Genomic DNA, 24,694 nt, shown 5'->3' with positions numbered 1-24,694 from the left:
TCGCTATATCATTAACTAAGCCCTTTAAATAAGGTATTTACAAAAAAGCCAAAGACACCTGTGATACACAATGTTAAAAATAATAAATAAAGCGTTTCCTTGCCATACTTAAATAAAAATGCAGTAAATGTCGCAATCACGTTATAAACCATGAATACACCCAATACTGTAACAAGCCAGATTGGTTGTGAAGCAAAGGTTAAGAGTAGTGCAACAATCAAACCAAATAATAAGTATGGTAAGGCAACAACATACATTCTGAACTGATTACGTTGTTTGTATTCTTTTTCTGTCATAGTTACTGCCTCGTTTCTTTCATATGAATCTTTCATTTTTACGGTATATCATATCCTTGTGCTGCTGTGTAGATATCAAACCACTCTTGATCATGTAGTGATATATCTAATCCTGCGATTGCAGCATCAACACGTTCTAAACGTTGTGTTCCTAAAATAGGCATAATCGTAGCTGGATGTCTTGTAAGCCATGCAACCACTACAGCTTCGACTGATGTATGATGTGCTTCTGCAACACGTTTTAATACAGGTAAGACACGCTGAGCTATTGGATCATTTTCATCAAATAAACGACCACCCGCATAAGGTCCCCACGCCATGATTTTAACCTTATCTTTATACATATCATCTAACGTACCATCATGGAATGACTCAAGCATATAAGGTGATACTTCCACTTGATTGACTGCGATATGAAAACGATCATCTTTTAAGCATTCATTTAATAATTCATATTGTGAACGTCTAAAGTTAGATACACCAAATGCACGTACTTTTCCTTCATCCACTAATGTTTTGAGCGCATCAGTGATTTCACACGGTTTCATGAGTGGCGATGGTCGATGAATCAATAAAGTGTCCACATAATCTACTTGTAGCTGTTGTAATGAACGCTCCACAGCGCGCTTGATATGTGTTTCACTTAAATCATAGCGATGCCCCTTTTGATCCGGATGAATATCATTCGGTTGTACAATACCACACTTGGTCACTATCTGAATACGGTTGCGTAGCTCTGGTGATAAAGCTAATGCTTCACCAAACATTTTTTCGACTGTATAACTCCCATAAAGATCTGCATGATCCATTGTTGTAATGCCTCTCTCAACAAGTTCATGCAGAAAACGATTCATTTCTTGTGCTGACATTTTCCATTTATCTGCACGATAAAAACCTTGTATTAATTGAGAGTATGAAACGTGTTGATTTATTTTAATTGTCTTCATTCACTTCACCTCAAGTATCATCATTTCTTAATTAAATTGTAGCGAATATCATCGTATAATGCATGTATTGTCCAGACTTTAACCAAATTGTAATAGTTCCAACTTATTTTTCAGTGCTGGCTTATCAAGTTTCTCTCCTATCAATACGACAGTAGTAGGTAATTTCATATCACCCATACTTTCAAGAGCAGGAAGTCCTCCTGAATACTGTAATAAATATATTTCATTTGGAAACTCTCGAAATTGAACATAGCCCTTCATTCTTAAAATGCTATCTGGCATATTTAAAATAAATTGGACAAGTTGCTCATGTGATATTGGATGCGTAAAGTCATAACTTAATACTTCATAGTGGGTATGAGGATGTGACGTCGATAGATTTACTTTATCTATTGTCGCTTGTCCATGCTTCACACTTTCTTTAACTTCTCCATAGATCGCCAAATCAATCTGGCTGTACGGCGCTAGTTGTGAAACATATTGTATCACTTCTTGACGCGCTTCATCGGAATTTAGTAGATCGATTTTATTTAATATCAGTCGATGACTTGCACGAATCTGATCATCCATTAGCGTTTCAGTTGCTTCGGTATTTTCATTCTGTAACAAGCGCTTACTATCCACAATTGTAATAACTAAAGGAGCTTCATATACATTTGAAATGATAGGATCTTGGCATGCAGATAGCAATTCAATAGGATTTGCAATACCCGTTGCTTCGATCACTACATGTTGTACTTCCTGTTTAGAAAGTTGATGTAACTGCATGACTAAATCATCTTGCAAATCACAACAAATACACCCTTGCAACATAGATACAGACAATGCTGTTTGATTCATAATATGACTATCCACATCAAAACGACCAAATTCATTAACAATCAACGCCACTTGATTGCTTTCTTCAAATATTTTATTCATATACTGATTTAAGAATGTAGTTTTCCCACTTCCCAAAAAGCCACTCACTATTGTGATTTTTATTTTTTTATTGTCCACAAGTATCTCCCCACTTAAAAATTTTTATAAATCTGTTATAATATGTATGTTGTTTTAGTCTTATGGCTTGATTAAGTATCAAGCTTCTTCTAAAATGACCGCATGCTATAATTTTACAATAGTATGATTCATAGCACTACTATTTCATAACGGCTCACTATTACGGACGAAACATGATCCGTCAAAGAGAGAAAGCGGATAATATGTCTGGAGGAGAATGCGGATGTCTAATCATCTAAACTTGAAAGGTCAAGTATGTTTTAATTTATACAACGCACAACGACAAGTGAATCGGTACTACACAAATCAAATTTTCAAAAATCACGGTATTACCTACCCACAATATTTAGTACTTAGAATATTATGGGATGAATCACCTGTGAATGTAAAAAAGATTGTGACAGATCTTGCGCTTGATACTGGTACCGTATCACCATTGCTAAAACGCATGGAGCAAATGGATTTAATCAAACGTGAGCGTTCCGAAGTAGATCAACGAGAAGTTTTTGTTTATCTTACTGATAAGAGTAGCGCTATGGAGTCGCAACTTTGTGATGCTGCAACTTTTGTTGCCAAAGCATCTTCACTCACCTTAGATGAAATCCACGAGCTGAATGTTTTGCTCGAAAAAGTAATTGGTAGCTTTAGTGAAGAAAATAAAGCCAAGTAGTAAAGCTTATGGATATTATGAATCATTGTAATGGAAACGAGCCAATAGAATCCCATATACAATATATCTTTTATCCACCCCAATTATATATATTAAATCCATACGCCTGTTAGGACACATCGTCTTAACAGGCGTTTATTTCATACTTTAGTCTGAAAAGTTTAGACTCAACAGACTCGTTACATTATGGTATGCTATGATGTGCAAAGAAATTAAATAGAATGAAGAGGAATTTTTTATGCTATTTTATGAATTAATTAAAGCACTTATTTTAGGGATTGTCGAAGGATTAACAGAATTTGCGCCTGTTTCATCAACAGGTCATATGATTTTAGTTGATGATATGTGGTTAAAATCAACTGAATTTTTAGGTTCTGAATCAGCATTTACATTTAAAATTGTCATTCAACTTGGCTCTGTTTTTGCAGCAGCTTGGATTTTCCGTCACAAATATTACGAAATGTTTCATATTGGAAAATATGCACCAAGTCATCAAGAGGGTCGCCGTTCAAAACCTAAGCGTCTAAAGTTAACACATATTCTTGTCGGAATGATTCCTGCAGGCGTCCTTGGATTATTATTCGATGATTTAATTGAGAAATATTTATTTAGCTTACCAACTGTTCTAATCGGCCTATTTTTAGGTGCTGTTTATATGATTATTGCAGATAGATATAGTCGCAATGTGCGAAATACGGTATCAGTAGATGAAATTTCATACTTCCAAGCATTTGTCATTGGTCTTTCACAAGCAGTTGCGATGTGGCCAGGTTTCTCACGCTCAGGCTCTACTATTTCTACAGGTGTTCTGATGAAATTAGATCATAAATCAGCATCAGACTTCACTTTTATTATGGCAGTGCCTGTGATGTTAGCAGCCAGTACGCTATCAATCGTAAAACATTATAACTATATCGACTTATCACACATTCCATTTTATATCATTGGGTTTTTAGCAGCATTCATCGTTGGTTTTATCTCTATCAAACTTTTCTTAAGATTGATTCAAAATGTAAAATTATTACCATTCGCTATCTACCGCATTGTACTCGTAGTCGTGATTGCAGTTGTTTATTACGTTATTTTATAATATTCAAGTTCATCGTTTACGCCAACATCTTTCATCGATGTTGGCGTTTTTTAGATTAAAGACATTGCATAACAACGCCATAGTGAGTGAATAAGTTGAAACATATTAACATGACTCTTATTACGCGCTGCTAACCGCTTCAATCACATATTCGTTTTGGGTATGTGTGTTTATTTTATGGTACATTGGGTATAAAGTTATCAATGAAAATAAAAATGGAGGCAACGTCTATGAATAAAACAATTAAAATGATCATCACAGTACTTCCAGTCTTTTTAGTACCACTCATTTTAGAACGTAAAAAATTCAAGGAACACCCAGATGTCCAAAAACTAGCAGACACTTCAAAAACTGTTGCAACAAAAACTGGGCATGCAGCAGTTCATGTAAAAGATGGTGTTGTAGATCGTACACAACAAGTGAAGTCACAGGTTAAAGCTAAGAAAGCACGATATGACCATAAAAAAGCTATAAAACAAGCTGAAGCTGAAGAACGTGCCATGCGTCCTGAGAATGTTCATGCACGTGGTGAACAACTTGCAAAACAAAATAGTAAAGGTATTCAAAAACTAGATAAAAAACTTCAAAAAGTTATTGATAAACGTCATAAAGCCGAAGAAAAAGCACAAGCACTTCGTCAAAAACAAATGAAAAAAGATTTAACACGTATGCAAAAATATTCGAAACAAGTTGGTTTTGAGCCGAATACGGTAGATCCAGATGTAGAAGCTCACGGTAATAAAATTGCTAAGAAAAATAAAAAGAAAGTCAGCAAGTTAGACAAAAGACTCCAAAAGAACATCCAACAACGTCATAAAGCTGAAGAGAAAATTCGCAACAAACGTCAAAAAGTGATGAAAAAACAACTAAAACAAGTTCAAAAACAGAATAAAGAAAAACAATCTGATATTTCTAATCCTAATGCAACTGAACAACCAAAACGTATCAAAACATTATCAGAACATCACGTACAAAAATAATGCAAATCACAGGTATATTAGTTGATGGAGATGCCTGCCCAGTTATTGACACAATCATCCATGTGTCACAAAACGCAGGTGTCTCTGTTTTTATATTTCGTAGTTATGATCACTTTTCACATCAAGTGTATCCAGACCATGTACACATAAAATATATGGATGGTGGACGAGATGCAGTAGACTTTTCACTTCTGCGTGACGTTAAAGAAAGCAATATTGTCGTAACACAAGATTATGGATTAGCAAGTTTAGCCCTCAATAAAACACCGTATGTCTTACATCATACAGGACAACACTACACACCTGATAATATCGAACAACTTTTAGCACAGCGTTATCATCATCAACAATTACGACGTACAACGAAACGTCACAATAAAGGACCAAAGCCTTTTACAGAAGTGCAACAGCAAAATTTCAAACAAGCATTGATAGAAATTTTAAATCAATCAAAGCACTAAAAACATATCTTTTATAACAAGTTATCTACCTAACAGAAAGCAAGAAACATTATTCCAATACTATTTACAAACAGCCATCATTTGTTCAGCAGAAAGAAAACACGTATACTACAATTAACAAATGAAGGAGATGGTAAGATGACAATCAAAAGAGTTGCTGTATTTTGTGGTGCTAATAAAGGAAAACACCCAGAATATGTAGCATCTGCCTATGCATTAGGTAAATATTTAGCAGAAAACGATATTGAACTGGTTTTTGGTGCCGGTTCGGTTGGGATAATGGGCGCTGTGCAGGATGGTGTGTTAGATCACGGTGGTAAAGCAATTGGTGTCATGCCAAAAATGTTGGATGATCGTAAAATTACAAGCCAACGATTAACAGAGCTCATACTGGTTGACTCAATGCATGAACGCAAACAAAAAATGGCGGAATTGGCTGATGCCTTTGTAATGGCACCCGGTGGCGCAGGTTCTCTTGAAGAATTTTTTGAAATATACTGCTGGGCACAAATTGGCATCCATCAAAAACCAATTGGCATTTATAATATCAATCAGTTTTATAATCCTTTGCAACAACTCATCGAACATATGATAAGTGAAGGCTTTATCGATGCCAAATATCAAGAACTTGTACAATTATATGATTCACCTGAACAATTAATAGCAGGTTTAAAACAAGCACAACCCATTTCAACACGCACTTATGACTGATTGCTGTACATAAAAAGACCGAGTCCTCTTACTGGTTCTCGGTCTTTTCCTGTATTTCATTCTCTCTGATTAGATCAATACGGTAACGGACTTGTCGCTTAAGTGGATGCTGCAGCCCTAATTGTCTAAATTCAAACTTATCATAGCGCTGCATCCCTATCTTTTCCATCACACGAATGGACGCTTCATTCTGTTCTGCTGCAATTGCATAGACTTCTTTAATCCCTTGATTCTTTGCATAGCGCAACACTGCTTCTGCCGCTTCAGTTGCAATACCGTTATCCCATACATCAGGTAACAGTCGCCATCCAATCTCATAAAAAGGTAAATTAGAAAATGGATAATCTTGTTTCTCAGTTAAATAGTTTAAACCTACCATTCCAATCCATTCTTTTGTTGCTTTAAATTCCACAGCAAACAAACCAATATGATGGGTATTTAAATAACTACGAATGGAATTAAATAACTTTTCCGTCCTTTGATAACTTAAAATACTGGGGAAAAATTGACGGGCTTGTCGATTTGCATTTAACTGTTGTAAACGCTCCAAATCCGAGGTCTCCCAACTGCGTAATCGCAATCGTGCTGTTTCGATATATACTGTCACCTCATTCTGCCCCCTCTCTACCGACTAACTTTTATAAAAATAGTCTCTGAAAACGCATCTATCATCTCATTTTTTGAAGTCAATCTATTCTTATACAAATAAAAACGTTCTAGAGCATAAAACGCTTTAGAACGCATGAAACGATACATATCTTATGCTCTTGAAATATAACTAATTAATTGAATCTTTACTGGGACTTCTTTCAAACGTTCCTGATTATAATCTTTTACAATCGTGAAAACTGCATCGATGTAATCATTGCGATGTTTCAAACGATATGTCGCCGTATACGTTTCCCAATCGTGAGAGAAGTTTGGCTTTAACGCAATAACACGTTCAAGTTTTCCTGTTGTATCATATATTTCATAGCCCGTAATATTTTCAAGTTCTCTTCCTAATGTTACGAGTGACATTTCACGTCCTTCTAAAAGTGCAAATTCTTTTTCATACATGATCGCTTTCCTCTTTTCTTTACATTCATTTTCTATATACTTTCAAATACCCTACAGATATGTCTACCAAACGCATATAACAATGGCTCAAACGTAATTATGACTGTGTTTTATCTCCTTCATCTGTGGCATTCACATCGTCTGCTTGTTTCGCAGGGTCTTCCTTGTCTTTATGCTTGGTTTCGTTGTCTTGATCATCAGAAGAATCCGTATCATTATTTTGTGATTCTGTTTCATCACTACTTGTTGATTGGTGGATTTTATCTTCTGCTTCTTTTATCTTTTCATCAAGTGTTTCACTTTGTTCTTTAAGTTTTTTATTTTCTTTTTTTAACATTTTTTGTTCTTTTTCTAATGACTGAATTTCATCTTGTAACTTTGATTTCTCACTCTTACCACACCCTGTCAATACGAGTGTAGCCATTAGTATGATGACACCTATTTTTTTCATATTTGCCTCTCCAATATTGAATTGCTACTTTTCTATTTTAGCATGTATAACCATTCTACGCATGTCATTCAACATAATTTCATTCTTAAGTATTTCACCAATTTATACATCTTCTACATATCATTAATTAACAACACTGATTGATTTATTAAGTTAAACTCGTCATAATAATAGGTATTCAAAATGTAGGTTTTTTCAAGAGGAGGTGTGATATGAAAACAACGAATGAATTAATGAAAGAAAATAATGTAAAATCATTGCGTTTAAACAATACAGATCGCCAAATATTTGAAAGTTACATGACATATGTTCGTGCCGATATGCGTGTCAATGCTTACGATTCTGAAAAAGTATTACAACAAATTCTTGCACACTTGCTCAAAGCTGAAAATAAAGGCATGCACGCCATGGATTTTTTCAATCATGATCCTAAACAACATGCAAATGACACCATTAAAGCTCTACCGAACCATACATTCATCAATATCTGTCAGTATATCTATCAGTACATTATCTTTTTACTAGGCTTATTTTGTTTTTTTAAAGGATTTCTTGGGTTTTTCATTAATGACCCACGTATTTTCATTTATACATTTCCATTGGTACTGATAAGTGGATTACTCGTCATCTTTTTATTTGTATGGTTCTGCTTTAAAATGGTACAACTTCAAGCTTTCCATTACTCACGACTCGCTTGGTTAATTGGATATCTCGTTCTGATCGCACTATTCATTTTAATGTTTCAAATATTTTTCTTTCCACAACAACTGTTTCAGTTTGGTCCGTATATCTTAGTGGGAAATTGGACATTCGTACTCATCTCATTTGTCATCTTACCAATTGGTTTATACCTAAATAGTAAGCAACAAACAAATAACCGTGCTTCATGGCGTTAAAAGGAACGAGGTTGTGAGAGAAACGATTAGAATTTGAGCAGAATTCGAGCGCTGAGTAAAATCACTTTTTTATTTTGAGGAATTGCAAGTAGTAGATTTGATATATGTCTATCCTTATCATCTTGTCACATATCTAATCACCTTTACAGAGGCACTACAACAAAATTGTTCAACATTTTCTGTAGTGCTTCCAGTTCTGACAAAAGCTTTTCATCTAAAATATAAAAAAAGAAAGAGGCTAGGACAAACTTCTGCTTTGGAAAGTCGTGTTCATACGATCTCCAGAGCAAGAATACCTCTGTCTTAGCCTCTTTTTTATATTTTAAATAAGTAGTGCATCCACAAAGAACCAAATTATCATTAGAAACATGACGACAGCTTGTACAACGGTACTTGTAAAAATAGCAGCAATGGTTCCAATACTGGCACGTATCGCAGTTTTTATATCAATACCTTGTAACAATTCAACTACTAAAACGACAATAAATGGAACAATCAAAATACCGAATGGTGGCAAAATAAACGCCCCAACAATCACTGCAATTAAAGCTGATTTTTCTGCTATTTTTGAACCACCAAAGCGATTTACGAAATAGCGACTGAGCAGTAAGTCTGAAAGGAAAATCAACAATGTCCAAATCACTGCTGATCCCCAAAACCACCATGATAAACGCTCACTGTCTATACCAAATTGATATATAAAGAACCCAATCCAAAGCATTAATACGCCTGGAATAATCGGCTTAATTAAACTAACAAACCCTAGTATAAATGCGCATAAAATTAATAACCATAAGGCGGTATGTAATACATCCATGTGATTCGCTCCTTTCTCATATTTATGCTGCTTTGCTTGATTTCACTTCTTTTTTCGTAAACAAGATTAATATAAATCCACATGCAAGAGAGAAGGCTGAAACATAAAAAACATTGCCAAGACCAACCCAGTTACTCATTGCACCACCCAGTAAGTTACCAAGCAACTGTCCGATCACCATTGCATTAGCAAATAATGTTGAAGCATAACCTGGGAATTGTGGCAAAATATCTTGGAAGTAACTAATACCAATTCCTAGTAAAACAGCTAAAAACGCCGCTAATAATACTTGTCCAACGAGCATCATGTGTACACTTTCAAAGATACCGACGCTAGCGAAGAAGGCACTCCCACAAACTGCTGCAATCGCAAGCAATGTTCTCGTTGATACACGGCTTGCAACAATACCTAATATAATCATAAATGGGACTTCTAACCCTGCACATAAGCTTGCTAAATGACCCACATATTTTTCATCTTCATGTAAATAATTCGTGACATATAATGGCATATTCAACGTATACATCCATTGACCAATATGTAATAAAATGAATGCCAAGAACGGCACAATCAAATAAGTATGCGTCAACATAGAAGGGGCATTTTGTTCTGTATGCACTTGATTACTCACTGGTTTGACTGCTTTAATATCCTTAAAGAAGAAGAGTTGCAAGACTAACGTTGTTAAGATGATCGCAACTGTTCCACTGAATAAACCGTTATATCCCATTGATTGATTTAAAATATTCCCTACTAATGGACCAAATAAGAAACCAAATGAGAACATAGAACGTAATACAGAGTTTGCAAAAATAGCACGGCTACTTGATGTCGATTGGTTAATCGATTCACGTGCTGAAGCATACAACTGAGGCATTGCAGGAGCAAAGAGTCCTTGGAAAATAGCGTATAGAATAATAAATAAGATAATATTATCTACATAGAATGGTAGTGTAAAACTAATAGCCCCCATAAGCAGTGCAATGACAATAATTGCTTTTCGGTTAATGGCGCGTGTATCTGAAAAACGTGCAACAATTGTATTCATTGTAAATTGACTGATCGCAGCCAAAGCAAGTAACAGACCAAATTGATTGGTTGTCATACCTAATTGATTGGTAGCAAACAACACAAAAAAGGGTACGGTTACCGCAATTCCCATACCTATCAGCATCATATTTACAACAAATAATTTATAGTTTTTAATCGTTAATAAATCACGAAACATAGTTTTCTCCTTTTCTAATGTATCAATCAGCAAAATAAGTGCGTTTAGGCATTGATAAATCTTAAATATGTGATAAATTCAATCCACATATCCATTTGCCTGAACACGCACCTATCATTCTAATGGAATTCTTCTATTATACATCAACCATTTGATGTAATACATTTGTTTCTTTAATATATGACTTCAAAACACCAATAAATGCACTCACTTGTGGTAACTGCATCATACTCATGTCATAACTCAAATATGTCGCACGAACCAATGGACGTTCTTCAATATCTACTTTAATCATCGTGAACTGTTCCGTATCCAAGTCTTTTGTCATAATTTCAGGTAAGATTGTAACACCTACACCACTTAATAATAGTGCTTTACACGTCGCAACTTGATCCACTTTGATACGAGCATGATAATCTTGCGACATATGTTGATGATACCATGATTTTATCTGGTTAATATATACCGGATCGGCTTGGAATTCTATAAATGGCAATTTATGTATTTCCGCCGTTTTACTTTTTGGATAAATAAAATAATGTTGATCATCCATCAAATGATCATTATGTTTATTTAACAATTGATTACCTCTCACAATCATAATGTGATAGTCATTATAATGTTTTTTTATATCATCACTGGAACCAACATGTAACTTCACTTCTACGTTTGGGTATTCAGCTGTATAACGACTCAGTACTTCTGGTAATAATGATTGACCAACAAGTGAGGAACATCCAATAGACAAGTTCCCGTTAATCGCACCGATATGCGCTTTGATTTTATCTTTAAATAAATGTTCTTGATTCAACATTTCTTTTGCATGTGCAATCACCATAGCCCCTTCAGTTGTTGTAATGAGTTGCTTTTTCGTACGTATAAAAATTTCAACACCAAAATACCGCTCAATTGATTTCAAACGCTGTGTTACAGCAGGTTGTGATATATATAATTGCTCTGCTGCTTTACGCAACGTTCTTGTTTCGTCCAATGTAATGAGCAAACGATAATCATCCATCTTCATCACGGTTCCTCCTCTACAAATTCGCATTGTGTGATGATCTATAGTTCTAATATCCAACTTAATTCATATCTTCTTACAGTCTGGCACAAAATATCGCCGAACTTAAGCTTATTAAAGACTATTCAATGCATGCCGAATCGTCCTCGTCTCGGCTGCTTATGACGGATTTTATTGAAACAATACATTGCTTTTTCCTGTATACTATTAAAATCTTCATCAATTTGAATCATGAGCTGATGTGCAATAATATACGCTTCATGATACTGTTTTCTTGTAATTTGTTTCGTACGCAACGCACGCTCAAGATCTTCCTGATCCACTAACTCATACTTTCCGTTTGGTAACACTAACACATCCAAATATAAATCTACTGTACGTGCCTTCCCTTTTTGCGTAATATTTTTCAAATTAATATCAAAATAATATTGTAGTGGTTGTCCATCTTCATTGAACATGACCGTCAAACTATAACGTTTTTTCTCAGGTACAATTTGTAGCCACTGATACTGTTCATCGGCAACAACCATCTTCTTACCGACCACTGTTACTTCTAATGGCTCTCTCACTTTATTAATTGTAATTAAGCCAATAATCCCCTTAAATTTATTATTGTTCACTTTCACTTCTATATAATCACGGTCTAAGAGGCGACGCCAGTGACGTTTATCGATATATTTTACTTTCACAGCCACCATCCTCCTTTTGTTCATTATATAAAATTAATAGACCACTGTCACTCGTTCGAGCATTCATGTCAACTTAAGGAACACGTCATATGTATAAAACTTTTATAAAATAATCATAAAATTTTATCTTCACTCTAAGAAATAGTATTTCAATAGTTATATGTTAAGTTAAAATAGCTACTTATGTTTTTGACCTTTGACTTGTAATTATTTTATCTCTCAGCTCAAAGAGACACCCTTCTCTTATCAAAATTTATCATGATAAGAAAGGGTGTACGACACTCACTTATTATTCACTATATTTGCAACCTATTCCAATATCATTAAGATACACAGTCAGGTCACCTAAGTATTATTTATGATATTCAGTTTATTAACGACTCTTCCGTCAATTACAATGAAACATTATGGAAAACATGTTGTACATCTTCAAGGTCTTCCAATACATCAACAAGTTTTTCAAAATTCGCTAAATCATCACCTGATAATTCAACTTCCGATTGTGGTAACATCTCTAATTCAGCCACTTCAAAATCTTGAACACCTAAATCACGTAATGCTTTTTGTACAGATGCAAATTGATCAGGCTCTGCATATACAATAGTAAGACCACCTTCTTCAATCACATCACGCACATCAATATCTTGTTCCATCAATTGTTCTAACACAGTATCTGCATCATAACCTTCAAACGCAAATGTTGCTGTGTGATCAAACATATACGCAACAGATCCTGATACACCCATGTTACCGCCGTTTTTACCGAATGCAGCACGCACATCAGATGCTGTACGATTTACATTATTTGTTAAAGCATCCACAATTAACATTGAACCACTTGGACCAAAGCCCTCATAGCGTAAAGCGTCAAAGTTCTCATCGCCGCCACCTTTTGCTTTATCAATGGCTCTATCAATAATATGATTCGGTACAGAATAGGTTTTGGCACGCTCTAACACAAACTTTAATGCTTGGTTTGATTCTGGATCCGGTTCACCAGACTTGGCCGCTACATAAATTTCTTTACCAAATTTTGCATAGATACGGCTTGTATTTTTGTCCTTTTGTGCTTTTTTCTCCTTAATGTTATTCCATTTACGTCCCATTCTTCCATCTCGCTTTCAATTGCTTTTTAGACTACCCTTTATTATACATGGTATTTTTATTTGAAAGCAACATGTGTCAAATATCATCCTCTATAAATAAAGATTCACGTATCGTTTCAGCTACTCCAACACTTTCCGCACCATACACTAATAAACGCCCATCTTGATATAAGGTCATATCATATACATCCACCATTAATCGCTTCACATATGGGTTCTCCAACCCAACGCGCACATGTGACTTCAAAGGCGCATCAAAAATTTCTTGTGGAAGTCGAAATTGATATACACCCCCGCACAATTCACGTACTTGCCCGGAGTCTTTTTGTGTTAAATGGTGATATTGCTTTTGTCCACATACTAAGCAATCTGGTTCTTTCAATTCTGACACATCTACCGTACGCATCTTATGCGTATATACATCAATCGTCGTCATATGACTTGTTAATGATCCGTGCATAATATAATGAAAAACTTCTGCAACAATGAGGCTACATGCCATGTGTACTGCAGGAGGTAATACCCCATTAATTTCACAACGCTCCATTGTTTCTGGCATTTCTGGCATGATGCACTGCAAACAAGGTCCTTCATCATGAACAGGTAGTACACTCACTTGACTTCCTACTACTGCACCATATATATAAGGAATCTTCAATTTTCTCGTTGCTTCATTCAATAAATAGCGCATCTTAAATGTATCCATACCATCTAATACCATGTCGGGGTTGACTTGTTCTAACAGACTTAAAATGTTTTGTGCAGTTATTTCTTGATTATAGGTTACAACTTCCACTTCATGATTCATCGCATTTAAATGTTGCTTTAATGCTACTACTTTCGGAAGCATTGCTTCAGCATCTGCTGTTACATAACAACTTTGTCTGTGTAAATTAGACAGCGTCACAATATCTTTATCCACAATTGTTATTCGCCCTACACCACTGCGTACCAATTGTTCTGCCACACCACTGCCTAGTGCACCAACCCCCATGACAATCACATGAAGGTTTTGAAGTTTTCGTTGTCCTTCTTGACCAAAATGGGCATATTTTATCTGTCTATCATAACGTGTCATTATAAGAAGCCTAATCCTTCTGATGGGCTAGATTGTACTGCATTATATTTAATCGGAATACGTCCTGCCTCATAGCTTAAACGTCCTGCTTCAATTCCTTTTTTCATCGCTTCTGCCATCTTCACAGGATCTTTTGCGCGTGAAACTGCAGAGTTTAATAAAATAGCATCTGCACCAAGTTCCATTGCTTCTGCACAATCCTTTGCTGATCCGATACCTGCATCAACGATAACCGGCACTTTACTTTTTTCAATAATATAACGCAAATTAAGCGGGTTACTAATTCCTCTTCCTGTTCCGATTGGAGACGCTAACGGCATGATTGCATGCACACCTAACGCTTCTAAACGTTGGGCTAAAACAACATCATCTGAAATATATGGACAAACAATATAACCTTTTTCTAATAGAATTTCACATGCTTTATACGTTTCAAAAGGATCTGGCAATAAGGTATCGTCATCACCAATGACTTCTACTTTAATCATATCGCAGACACCTGCTTCATTTGCTAATTCAGCAATACGCACCGCTTCCTCTGCCGTTTTCGCCCCTGCTGTATTTGGAAAAGTAATAAATTGCTCTAAATCAACATTTGCGAGTGGATTTGGTAGTTCACGATCATATAAATGCATACGTCGTACTGCAAATGTTAATACCTCTGTTCCAGATGCAGCAATTGCTTCACTTTGAACCTGCTCATTATCAAATTTTCCCGTACCTAAAAATAATCTTGAGTTAAATTTTAAATTTCCAATATTAAACATTTTATCCGCCTCCTACAAATTCTAACAATTCTAAACGATCATCTGGTCGCACATAAGTCGATGCCCATTCTGAACGTTTCACAACCGTTTCATTATGTTCAACTGCCATGCGTTTTGCTTCAATACCAAAATGATCCAATACATCTTGGATCGTTGTGTCTGATTCAAATTGTTGTCGTTCACCATTCACTTGTATTTCAATCATGTCATTCCCTCCTTTTTCTGATGCCACTTCTGCACCATTTCTTCAAATACTGGAACTGATGTATCAAATGCACTACGAATACATGCTATCCCTACAAAATCTGAGTGAATTTCTTCTACAGTTTTAATATCTACGCCACCTATCGCAACAAGTGGCCAACTTCCTGATATCGCCAATTCTATTTCTTCATTTGTTCGTGGCGTCTTACCTTGCTTTGATGCGGAAGGAAACACATGACCATATATGCCAAAGTCTAAATGATGCGCCTTTGCTTCAATAATTGCTGAAATACTATGAACAGACATACTAATACGATATTCAGGACTCTCTGCTTTTAGTTGATATGCGATTGGGTCACCTTCTTTAAAATGCAATTGTCGAATCCCCATATCTTTGGCTAATTTAATGTCGGAATGAATGATGATTTTGGACTTAGGAAATTCTCTAAGTCGTAATAATGCTATCCATTCTGCTAAAGCTTTTTTGGACATGGGTGTCCTTAGTAACACGCCGTCAATTTGAGGTTCTATCATTGCTAAACGTTCAATATGTTTAGCTGTCAACACATCATAAGGTGTCACTGCAATAATCATGTAACGCCTCCTTTTTCAAATGCCACTTGTCCTGTATTGCAAAATAAAAAAGCTACTCTTCCACACAATAGTAGAAAAGCAGCTTCACAATTTATACGTAAGCAAAACCACTTTCCTACGCCAGTACTAACTGGATCAGGTTCAGGAATTTTGAAATACGTTTCAATCTCAGCCATCGTCTCTTATGGCACTTCCAGTGGATCATTTGATATTTAATTTTTAATCTTTCTAATGTCATGATATTAAAAAGTGCATCATAATTCAATATATTCTAAAAAGCATTTTAAAATTGTAGACCTTAAATATATTTAAAGATAATCTATATAAATTAAGATGTTATTATCTTCTCATTGTTTGGGCCAAGTTTAATGCATGACGAATAATACGGAATAAGTTTAAGAATAGGTTAAATCCCATCTCTCTTGGAGCAAAAGCACCACGCTTTAATCTGTTGAAATCATATAGCGTATATAGCAAGAAAAGTCCTAATCCTACTACTGAAATAACAGTATATAACATTGGAACGTGGAATATCCAAGCTACAATACTCATACAGATGAGCGCAATAAGTGTTACAAATAAATATTTCCCCATACCCGATGCATCACGAATGACAAAAAATCCAAGTATACCAAATACAACAAATCCTGTAACAGCCAATGACACAATCATTAAAAAGGTTTGACCACCTAGATTTGCTAATGAATACATGAATGTCGCATAAGAAAGCAATCCTGCTACAATTGTATAAATGTGTGAAATAATAGGCCCACTAAAACGTGCACGCTGCAAAACCATTGTGATTAAAATTAACATAGCGAGCCCAATAGACATCGGTTGGCGCCATTCTGCTGGTAGGTATTGGCCAAAATATACTGAAATACCAAATATTAACCAATAATACATGAAAAATAACCAAACTTGTCCATAGCGTTTATGATAAGACGATTGTTGTTTTGTACTTTCGTTCATAAAAATCTCCTTTATATTACACTAATGTGATTGAATGTAACATTTACTTTAACATATGTCTATTTTATCTCACAGCACTTTATTTATGAGTGAGGGATTAATAAACATTTTAAATTCATTACATGTTTGTAACATTTCACAAATTTAAAATAATGTTTGATATTATGTATAAGATGATAATTGTAGAAAAAATAAGATTCTTTTGAATACATAAGGAGGAAACACTTTGAAAAAATTTGCACTTGCATTAACCGTTACTTCTGGTGCTGCAGCAGTCCTTGCTCACCAAGATGCAGAAGCTTCTACACAACACGCCGTACAAGCTGGTGATTCTTTATGGGACGTAGCAGCACAATATGGCACAACAGTTGAAGCTATTAAACAAGCTAACGGGCTTACAAATAATATGATTTTCCCTGGTCAAACACTATCAATTAGTGCCACTTCAGGACAGTACACTACTCAAAACCAAAATACATCACAATATAATACATCAACATCCCCTGCCACATCTTCACAGTCGTCAAGCAATGGTCACACAGTTGTTGCAGGTGAATCTTTAGACATCATTGCAGCAAGATACGGTGTAACAGTTCAAGATTTGATGAATGCTAACGGTATGTCTGGCTACTTAATTCATCCAAATCAATCTTTACAAATTCCAAGTCAATCAAATACAAGCACTGCAACTGCTTCATACTCAAATGCAACAGCTGTAGGCTCCGGTAATGGAACAACAGTCGCACAAACAAGCACTGCGAATCAATCACCATCATTCAACCACCAAAACTTATACACTTGGGGACAATGCACATGGCATGTTTTCAATCGTCGTGCTGAAACTGGACAACCTATTAGCACATATTGGTGGAATGCAGATCATTGGGCAGGTGCTGCCTCAGCCGATGGTTATACAGTAAACAACGTGCCTCAAGCTGGTTCGATTATGCAAACAACTGAAGGCGCTGTAGGTCATGTTGCTTACGTTGAACGCGTTAATCCAGATAACAGTGTCTTAGTATCAGAAATGAACTACAATACAGCACCCGGTCAAGTAGGTTACCGTACTGTACCAGGTTCACTTTCAAATTCATATAATTATATTCATTAATATATAAAGAAGTTGGGATACCGATAGATAGCGTCCCAATTTCTTTTTTGGATAAACTGATTCAATTCTGAGAACATGTTAAACTTTTCCACTTTATTAAGTTAATCTTTCATGCTATATATACAAAAAAGGATTGAGACATTTTTATATGCCTCAATCCTTTTTATATTAGAAAAATAGGTTCAAAATGAGATAAATGACTGCCGAAAGTACCGCAGAAATTGGTAATGTAATGAACCATGTAACAATCATACGTTTTGCTGTATTCCAATGAACACCTTTAATACGGTTAGCTGAACCTACCCCAAGGATAGATGATGATACAACGTGTGTTGTAGAAAGTGGAAAGTGTAATGATGATGCTACGAAAATTGTTAGAGCAGATGATAAGTCAGCTGCTGCACCATTAGCTGGACGGATTTTCATAATATTCCCACCAACTGTTTTAATAATTTTCCAACCACCTACTGCTGTACCAAATCCCATTGCTGCCGCACAAGCTATTTTTACCCATAATGCTGGTTCAACACTTGTTTGCATGCCTGCAACAATTAATGCCATCGTAATGATACCCATTGACTTCTGCGCATCATTCGTACCATGTGAGAATGATTGTAATGCTGCCGTAAAGATTTGGAAAATACGGAAGTTACGATTTGTTCTTGCAAGATTAGCATTTTTAAAGACAATCTTCACAATTGAATACATGGTAAAACCTACAGTAAAAGCAATTAAAGGTGACAAAATCAGTACGAGTACAATTTTTGTAAATCCTTGTAAATGTAGCACGCTGATTGAACCAGCTGATGCAATTGCTGCACCTGCAATCGCACCAATTAAAGCATGTGATGAAGAACTTGGGATACCGTAGTACCAAGTCACCAAATTCCATATAATTGCTGCAAGAATCGCTGCAAGTACAACGACTAATCCATTATCAAGATGGAATGGGTTAACGATTTCTTTTGTAATTGTTGATGCAACACCCGTAAATGTTAATGCACCAATAAAGTTCATAATAGCTGCTAAAAAGATGGCATGTCTTGGTGACAATGCACGTGTTGAAACAGCTGTTGCTACTGCATTGGCCGTGTCATGAAATCCATTGATAAAGTCAAAAACCAACGAGAATATAACGATCGCAATCGTTACAAATATCAAATACTCCATAAGTGAGGACTCCTTAGCTATTTTTCATGATTATTGTTTCAAAGTTGTTTGCGACTGCCTGACAACGGTCAGCAATATTTTCTAAGCTCTCATAAATATCTTTGATCTTAATCAAAGTAATTGGGTCCGTTTCACTATTGAAGATATGTTTAATAGATTGTCGTAAAATACCGTCACAATTTGTTTCATATTCTTTAATATTAATTGAATGTACACGCATATGTGATAATTTCTTTTCAGTTAATAATCCAATGGCCAACTTCATCTCACCAATAGCCTTTTGAATATTGTCCACAAATTCGAGCATGTATTCATCTGAATATTCGATAGAGTACATTTCAAACATGGCAGACGTTTCTTCCATTGCGTCAAGTACGTCATCAATAGCGTTACACAATGACATAATGTCTTCACGCTCGATTGGTGTAATGAATGTTTGGTTCAAGTCTGTAATAACTTGATGCATCAAATCATCACCGTGCGATTCATACGTCTTAATGTTTTCAGCATAAGTTCTTAAATCAAGGTGCGTTTTAAAGTCCATCTTGCCGAACTCTACTGCCGCTCGATCTAGGTTGAAGATCATATCTTCTAATCGCTCCATGAACTTATCCTTTTTCTTCTTAATCATGTTAAATCCTCCGTTCAGCGATTGGTGCAATCACTTTTAAGAGAGTTAATTCAACTTTAATATTACAATTCTTAAAAATGATATTAACGCTTAAGACATGATTGTCGCCAAATTGCCGTTTATTTATTCAAATGACAAAATGTCACTTGTATTCATTCAGATTTTTTACCTATATTTGAAAATATCACATATTGTAACAGTCGACAATCAAATTTACAAAACCTTAACATTTTATTTTCTTATAAAACGTGTAATAAGGGAGTGGGACAGAAATCTTTATTACTATAAAAGATTTCGTCGTCCCACCCCGGCAAGGGTGACTAGAAGTGAAAAAAGTTTTTTAAAACGCATTTTCACTTCAGACACCTACTGCCACTATACTTATATCTATATTCAAAAGAAAGGAACTGAGCACTATGTCCCAGCCCCATATCCTACGATTAGTCAAGCACTTTATTTAAGTGAGTGCTAAAAAAGGCATCACTAAATAAACCTATGTTAGTAAAAAATTTTTGGAATGTGTTATTATGATGGTAGATAGGTTATCAGTGCGGTGACATTCGATAATCGTATTCTTTATTGTTAATAACTAAGTGATGAATAGTTTTTAACAGCTTGTTCACACAAGCAATAACTGCAGTCTTATGGCCTTTTCCATAAGGCTGTTCTTTTAATTTATAATAGTAATCAACAATGTGGTTGGCATATAGTCTTTGTACTTTCAACATGTTTTGTACAATGATGTAAAATAATGACCTTGCACGTTTATTTCCTCGCTTATTTATTTTGTCTTTGTAATGTGTTTTTCCTGATTGATATCTTTTTATATCAATACCAATATAAGCATTCAGCTGTTTATGAGAAGTGAAAGCACGTATATCACCTAGTTCTCCAATTACCATAGCTGCAGTTAACTCTCCAATACCTGGAATAGATGTTAATATTTTAAATTCATCAAGTGTTTGAGCTAAGTCAATAAGTTGAGTTTGAATGGCTAATTGTCTTTCCATTGAATTAAGTAAATCATCAATTGTGTAGATGAGTTTATCTACGAAGAATGAATCAGCGGGTACTGATGGATAACTTTCATTCGTATAAGAAACTAACTTCTCCACATATGAATTTACCTTTTTGTCTGACAATCGTTTATTAGTACTATTAGCGATTAGCTCTTTCAATTTTGATACATTATTAACATCTACATAATCTGGATGTGGAAATAGCTTCGCAACTCTCAACGCGATTTTAGAGTATCTGTCTTTAAATAAAATTTGTAGTTCTGGAAAGGTCATATCTAATAACTGAATCAATGTACTTTTTAAGTATGTCATTTGATTAGAAAGTTCTTCATAATATCTTGTCACTTCTCTTATTTTGATGTGAATATCTTTTATCATATTTTGAGATGGTTGCTTATTATAATGCTTCGCAAGATTTGCCAACTTATGAGCATCTGATTTATCTGTTTTCCATGTTCTAAGTGTATTTGTCATTAACTTAGACTCTAACGGATTCACTATACTGTAAGGGATGTAATTTTCATTACAGAATCTTTCTAGCGGTTTGGAATATATACCTGTTGATTCAAGAAGGATATAAATCCCTGCATATTGTTTTACATAATTCAATAGATTTTCAAAGCCGCTTTTATTATGAATTAATTCAAACTCGTCTATAAAAGTTTCGTTTGAATAATGTGCAATAAAGCTTTTCCCTTTCCCTACATCGATACCAAAATATTCGATATAAATCACTCCTATTCTTTTTATCTAAGAAGCTTTAACTTCACTGACCCTTATTTTTTTCACTTTCCCATACACGATCTCACTGGACCCAACATACTAAAATCGAATTAATAAGGAGAGTGAAGTTCTCCAGTTTTTTATACGGATTCGTTGACCCTCGGAGCTGTTCGGAGTACTTCTCTCTACTACTATTCCATAAACTCAAATAATGCGCTATTGGCAAATTTTAGTAAATAAAAAAGTAGTGAAGTTACCTACCGTCGTAGATTTCTTCACCACTAATCTTAGTATGTTTTATTGACTATACAAATATTTAAGTAGTATATTTAATCGTTCTTTTAGCATGAATAAATGCGATAATCGCAAATACCGCATAGATTGCAGAATAAATAACCATCATCATATATGCAGGTACCAAATTCGGACTGTCCGCCAAAACATTAAAAGCTTTAGTAGCAAAATATGCATGACATAAACCGATAATCAGTGGTAGACCAAAGTTAAAAAGTGTTTTTAGTGCTAGACCTTTCGTCATATCTTGATGTGTATAGCCGATTTTACGTAATATTTGATAATTGTGCATTTCATCATCCGTCTCATCCATTTGCTTGATATAAATGATACAGCCTGCTGCTATAAGGAAAACAATACCAAGGAAACTACTCACAAAAATAAACATACCTGTAAATGCTAATGACTCTTTCTCAATAGCAGAGCGTGGTGTTGGATTTGTCTTATTGAACTGTCCATTCAATTCATTCGCCAAATGCTTATCCTTATCTTGTTTTAATTCAAAGCCTATTTGCATACGTTTTGGCGTTTCTTTGTTATTTGCATTAGCTGGTTCAAGTTGTTTAAATGTCTTTTCATTCACTACAGCAACAGGTGAACCAAATAACAGGTTGTTAGCAATATAGTTTTGACTCGTCATCTTACTCACTTTTAACGTCTGTTGGTGGTCTCCTTTACCTAAGACGACTTGATTCCCTTCTTCAACTTTTACACCCTTTTCTGTAATTGAAAACATATTAACAAATTGTACTTCTCCTGGCGCAACATCAATTTCTTCTAATTCTGAATCACGCATAAGAGGTGTCACATCAAAGTATTCGCCTAATTTATGTCCTTTCCCTTTAATAGGCATTTCAATAAGGTGTTGCGCATATTTCTTGTATGGAATGTTTTTCTCTTTCAAAGCATCTTCAAATTTCTCCGCTAAATTTGTATCAAAATATGTGTATTCATAAGGTGATGTTAGATTTACATTTTTTTGTACACTTGATTGACCTAATGCTGCAAATGATAAAACAGTAATCGTAATTGCTGAAATAATTCCAATAAGTGTTAACGAAAATGCATTTTTCTTCATACGATGCATAATAGATGATGTGAACACGACATCTGTTACTGTCACATTTCCTTTTTTGAATGTCTTCAATGTTTTAAAGACAAGTGACACGAAACTTCTAAAGAAAAAGTAAGCCCCTATCACCGTTAAGAATAAAATACCCAATGCCACAAAAAAGATCGCACCAATTAAGTATTCCGTTTCAAACATCACTGTTGATAAATAATAACCTGATCCAATCATCCCTATACCAAGTATACCGAAAATAACTTCCCACAATGTGATGCGGAATGTCGTTGCTTCTGATTTTTGTACATCACTCATTAATTGTACGATAGAACGGCGTATAATAAAGATGAAACTTTGAACCATAATTAACAACCATGCACTTATCACAAGCACTAATGTTACAACAACCGCTTCTAATTGAATCCCCATTTTAATATCGATAGGGATGTGCATAAATTTTTTAACAATGAGTTGTAGTAAACGAGATCCGAAAATACCGATAATGATACTGACAAGGGTTGTTGAGACAAAAATAGCCAGTTGCTCAATACCTAACATACGCATGAGGTCTTTACGAGAAAGGCCAATCAATTGGAATAGGGCAAAACTTTTTGCACGCTTTTTAATAAAAAGACGATTGGCGTACATTAAAAAGAAAAGAATAATGATAAATAGGAACTTTTCACCAATACTTGCCGCTTTCGCTAACATTGCTGTCCCATCTGATGCCGTCACTTCATCTGTATATTTCAACGTTACAAAACTAAAATACATACTAATACTTATGATTAAAGAGAGAAGGTATATGGCATAATGTCTCAGATTTTGTGCTAAGTTTTTAAAAATGATTTGATTAAAGCTCATAAGTGACACCACCTAATACACTTTGATTGTGAATAATTTCTTGATAAAAGTGTGCGGTTGTCTTATCTCCTTGAAAGAGTTCCGTGTGGATTCGACCGTCTTTTAACATAATGACACGATCTGAATAACTTGCTGCAACAGGATCATGCGTGACCATCACAATCGTTGTTCCCATATCATGGTTGATTTGTTCAAGACGAACTAACAAGTCTTGTGCACTCTTTGAATCAAGTGCTCCCGTCGGCTCATCAGCAAAGATAATGGCTGGTTTTCCGATAAGTGCACGTGCGGCTGCCGTTCTCTGCTTTTGTCCACCTGAGATTTCATTAGGGTACTTATCCCCAATTTCTTGAATACCTAATGCTGCTGTTACTTCTTCGTATCGACGTTCTTTTTCAGTACGGCTCAAATTCATTATTGAAAGTGGCAACATGATATTTTCTCGAACAGTTAGTGTATGAAGTACATTATAATCTTGAAAAATAAATCCTACTTCTTGTTTTCGGAAGTTTGATAATTGTTTATTCGACATACGTGTAATATCTTGACCATTTACTTCAATTTGGCCATTTGTTACATAATCAATGGAACTGAGTACATTAAGTAAGGTTGTTTTACCTGACCCTGAAGGCCCCATAATTGATACAAAGCCACCACGCTTTACCTCGAGATTAATATCTTTCAACACTTCAAATGATTGATGATGATTTCCGTATACTTTTGTCACATGCTTAGCATTTAAAATAGACATGTGGCTTCACTTCCTTTTCGTATTTGTTA

General features: G+C 35.1%; 28 protein-coding genes and 1 riboswitch. Of the genes, 7 read left to right on the top strand and 21 right to left on the bottom strand.

Going from position 1 to position 24,694, the window contains the following annotated elements:
• Positions 1 to 11: 11 nt before the first annotated feature.
• From MUA88_RS01975 to MUA88_RS01965, 3 genes are all read right to left on the bottom strand, one after another.
• A complete protein-coding gene (locus MUA88_RS01975; protein WP_262604485.1) occupies positions 12 to 296 on the bottom strand; it encodes a hypothetical protein in 285 nt (94 codons plus the stop codon).
• 38 nt (positions 297 to 334) lie between these two features.
• Positions 335 to 1,243, bottom strand: coding sequence for an aldo/keto reductase (locus tag MUA88_RS01970; RefSeq protein ID WP_262604484.1), 909 nt, complete (start codon positions 1,241 to 1,243; stop codon positions 335 to 337).
• A 78-nt stretch (positions 1,244 to 1,321) separates the two neighbouring features.
• A complete protein-coding gene (locus MUA88_RS01965; protein ID WP_262605933.1) occupies positions 1,322 to 2,212 on the bottom strand; it encodes a CobW family GTP-binding protein in 891 nt (296 codons plus the stop codon).
• Positions 2,213 to 2,465: 253 nt separating this feature from the next.
• On the opposite strand from MUA88_RS01965, the gene MUA88_RS01960 reads away from it, so the two are divergent.
• The 5 genes from MUA88_RS01960 to MUA88_RS01940 all read left to right on the top strand — a co-directional run bounded on the left by MUA88_RS01960 (position 2,466) and on the right by MUA88_RS01940 (position 6,154).
• Complete coding sequence (locus tag MUA88_RS01960) at positions 2,466 to 2,912, top strand: MarR family winged helix-turn-helix transcriptional regulator (protein ID WP_262604483.1); 447 nt, start codon at positions 2,466 to 2,468, stop codon at positions 2,910 to 2,912.
• A 238-nt stretch (positions 2,913 to 3,150) separates the two neighbouring features.
• Positions 3,151 to 4,002, top strand: a complete 852-nt coding sequence (locus MUA88_RS01955; protein WP_262604482.1) for an undecaprenyl-diphosphate phosphatase — start codon at positions 3,151 to 3,153, stop codon at positions 4,000 to 4,002.
• 230 nt (positions 4,003 to 4,232) lie between these two features.
• On the top strand, positions 4,233 to 4,982 hold the full coding sequence (locus tag MUA88_RS01950) for a hypothetical protein (protein WP_262604481.1): 750 nt from the start codon (positions 4,233 to 4,235) through the stop codon (positions 4,980 to 4,982).
• A complete protein-coding gene (locus MUA88_RS01945) occupies positions 4,982 to 5,443 on the top strand; it encodes a YaiI/YqxD family protein (RefSeq protein WP_262604480.1) in 462 nt (153 codons plus the stop codon). Before MUA88_RS01950 ends, MUA88_RS01945 begins: the two co-directional genes overlap by 1 nt.
• A 144-nt stretch (positions 5,444 to 5,587) precedes the next feature.
• A complete protein-coding gene (locus tag MUA88_RS01940) occupies positions 5,588 to 6,154 on the top strand; it encodes an LOG family protein (RefSeq protein ID WP_262605085.1) in 567 nt (188 codons plus the stop codon).
• 28 nt (positions 6,155 to 6,182) lie between these two features.
• On the opposite strand, the gene MUA88_RS01935 is transcribed toward MUA88_RS01940, so the two are convergent.
• From MUA88_RS01935 to MUA88_RS01925, 3 genes are all read right to left on the bottom strand, one after another.
• A complete protein-coding gene (locus MUA88_RS01935) occupies positions 6,183 to 6,761 on the bottom strand; it encodes a GNAT family N-acetyltransferase (protein ID WP_262604479.1) in 579 nt (192 codons plus the stop codon).
• A 152-nt stretch (positions 6,762 to 6,913) separates the two neighbouring features.
• Positions 6,914 to 7,213 carry a hypothetical protein gene (locus MUA88_RS01930; protein WP_262604478.1) on the bottom strand — a complete coding sequence of 100 codons (300 nt, stop codon included), beginning with the start codon at positions 7,211 to 7,213 and terminating at the stop codon, positions 6,914 to 6,916.
• A 97-nt stretch (positions 7,214 to 7,310) separates the two neighbouring features.
• A complete protein-coding gene (locus MUA88_RS01925) occupies positions 7,311 to 7,664 on the bottom strand; it encodes an SA0632 family lipoprotein (RefSeq protein WP_262604477.1) in 354 nt (117 codons plus the stop codon).
• A gap of 212 nt (positions 7,665 to 7,876) precedes the next feature.
• On the opposite strand from MUA88_RS01925, the gene MUA88_RS01920 reads away from it, so the two are divergent.
• Complete coding sequence (locus MUA88_RS01920) at positions 7,877 to 8,560, top strand: hypothetical protein (protein WP_262605694.1); 684 nt, start codon at positions 7,877 to 7,879, stop codon at positions 8,558 to 8,560.
• A gap of 322 nt (positions 8,561 to 8,882) precedes the next feature.
• Here the strand turns inward: MUA88_RS01920 and MUA88_RS01915 are convergent, their stop codons facing one another.
• The 10 genes from MUA88_RS01915 to MUA88_RS01870 form a co-directional block, all read right to left on the bottom strand.
• A complete protein-coding gene (locus tag MUA88_RS01915; protein WP_262604475.1) occupies positions 8,883 to 9,377 on the bottom strand; it encodes a DUF456 domain-containing protein in 495 nt (164 codons plus the stop codon).
• Between the two features lie 22 nt (positions 9,378 to 9,399).
• Complete coding sequence (locus MUA88_RS01910) at positions 9,400 to 10,605, bottom strand: sugar efflux transporter (RefSeq protein WP_262604474.1); 1,206 nt, start codon at positions 10,603 to 10,605, stop codon at positions 9,400 to 9,402.
• A 136-nt stretch (positions 10,606 to 10,741) separates the two neighbouring features.
• A complete protein-coding gene (locus MUA88_RS01905; RefSeq protein ID WP_262605693.1) occupies positions 10,742 to 11,629 on the bottom strand; it encodes a LysR family transcriptional regulator in 888 nt (295 codons plus the stop codon).
• 122 nt (positions 11,630 to 11,751) lie between these two features.
• A complete protein-coding gene (locus MUA88_RS01900) occupies positions 11,752 to 12,315 on the bottom strand; it encodes a ribonuclease FAU-1 family protein (protein ID WP_262604472.1) in 564 nt (187 codons plus the stop codon).
• 392 nt (positions 12,316 to 12,707) lie between these two features.
• Entirely contained in the window at positions 12,708 to 13,421 is a 714-nt protein-coding gene (locus MUA88_RS01895) for a YebC/PmpR family DNA-binding transcriptional regulator (protein ID WP_262604471.1), read from the bottom strand.
• A gap of 76 nt (positions 13,422 to 13,497) precedes the next feature.
• Positions 13,498 to 14,499 (bottom strand): HesA/MoeB/ThiF family protein, encoded by a 1,002-nt coding sequence (locus MUA88_RS01890; protein WP_262605692.1) that lies wholly within the window; start codon positions 14,497 to 14,499, stop codon positions 13,498 to 13,500.
• Positions 14,499 to 15,266 carry a thiazole synthase gene (locus MUA88_RS01885; protein ID WP_262604468.1) on the bottom strand — a complete coding sequence of 256 codons (768 nt, stop codon included), beginning with the start codon at positions 15,264 to 15,266 and terminating at the stop codon, positions 14,499 to 14,501. Before MUA88_RS01885 ends, MUA88_RS01890 begins: the two co-directional genes overlap by 1 nt.
• A gap of 1 nt (position 15,267) precedes the next feature.
• Positions 15,268 to 15,468, bottom strand: a complete 201-nt coding sequence (gene thiS / locus MUA88_RS01880) for a sulfur carrier protein ThiS (RefSeq protein ID WP_346014894.1) — start codon at positions 15,466 to 15,468, stop codon at positions 15,268 to 15,270.
• Positions 15,468 to 16,064 carry a thiamine phosphate synthase gene (locus MUA88_RS01875; RefSeq protein WP_262604466.1) on the bottom strand — a complete coding sequence of 199 codons (597 nt, stop codon included), beginning with the start codon at positions 16,062 to 16,064 and terminating at the stop codon, positions 15,468 to 15,470. The genes thiS and MUA88_RS01875 overlap by 1 nt, the downstream gene beginning before the upstream one ends.
• A 95-nt stretch (positions 16,065 to 16,159) precedes the next feature.
• Positions 16,160 to 16,269, bottom strand: a riboswitch (TPP riboswitch).
• A 134-nt stretch (positions 16,270 to 16,403) separates the two neighbouring features.
• A complete protein-coding gene (locus tag MUA88_RS01870; RefSeq protein ID WP_262605691.1) occupies positions 16,404 to 17,036 on the bottom strand; it encodes a Bax inhibitor-1/YccA family protein in 633 nt (210 codons plus the stop codon).
• 226 nt (positions 17,037 to 17,262) lie between these two features.
• Here MUA88_RS01870 and MUA88_RS01865 point away from each other — a divergent pair, with 226 nt between their 5' ends.
• Complete coding sequence (locus MUA88_RS01865) at positions 17,263 to 18,147, top strand: LysM peptidoglycan-binding domain-containing protein (protein WP_262605690.1); 885 nt, start codon at positions 17,263 to 17,265, stop codon at positions 18,145 to 18,147.
• A 168-nt stretch (positions 18,148 to 18,315) separates the two neighbouring features.
• Here the strand turns inward: MUA88_RS01865 and MUA88_RS01860 are convergent, their stop codons facing one another.
• The 5 genes from MUA88_RS01860 to MUA88_RS01840 all read right to left on the bottom strand — a co-directional run bounded on the left by MUA88_RS01860 (position 18,316) and on the right by MUA88_RS01840 (position 24,665).
• Positions 18,316 to 19,317, bottom strand: a complete 1,002-nt coding sequence (locus MUA88_RS01860) for an inorganic phosphate transporter (protein WP_262604463.1) — start codon at positions 19,315 to 19,317, stop codon at positions 18,316 to 18,318.
• A gap of 13 nt (positions 19,318 to 19,330) precedes the next feature.
• Entirely contained in the window at positions 19,331 to 19,948 is a 618-nt protein-coding gene (locus MUA88_RS01855) for a DUF47 domain-containing protein (protein WP_262604462.1), read from the bottom strand.
• 545 nt (positions 19,949 to 20,493) lie between these two features.
• Entirely contained in the window at positions 20,494 to 21,702 is a 1,209-nt protein-coding gene (locus MUA88_RS01850) for an IS110 family RNA-guided transposase (RefSeq protein ID WP_262604648.1), read from the bottom strand.
• 304 nt (positions 21,703 to 22,006) lie between these two features.
• Complete coding sequence (locus MUA88_RS01845; protein ID WP_262605689.1) at positions 22,007 to 23,914, bottom strand: ABC transporter permease; 1,908 nt, start codon at positions 23,912 to 23,914, stop codon at positions 22,007 to 22,009.
• The gene (locus MUA88_RS01840; protein WP_262604460.1) at positions 23,904 to 24,665 is read right to left on the bottom strand and encodes an ABC transporter ATP-binding protein; all 762 of its coding nucleotides are present in this window, start codon (positions 24,663 to 24,665) and stop codon (positions 23,904 to 23,906) included. Before MUA88_RS01840 ends, MUA88_RS01845 begins: the two co-directional genes overlap by 11 nt.
• Between the last annotated feature and the right edge of the window lie 29 nt (positions 24,666 to 24,694).

Source organism: Staphylococcus sp. IVB6240 (assembly GCF_025558425.1).
Classification (GTDB): domain Bacteria; phylum Bacillota; class Bacilli; order Staphylococcales; family Staphylococcaceae; genus Staphylococcus.
This window is presented reverse-complemented; position numbering and strand designations above follow the sequence as displayed.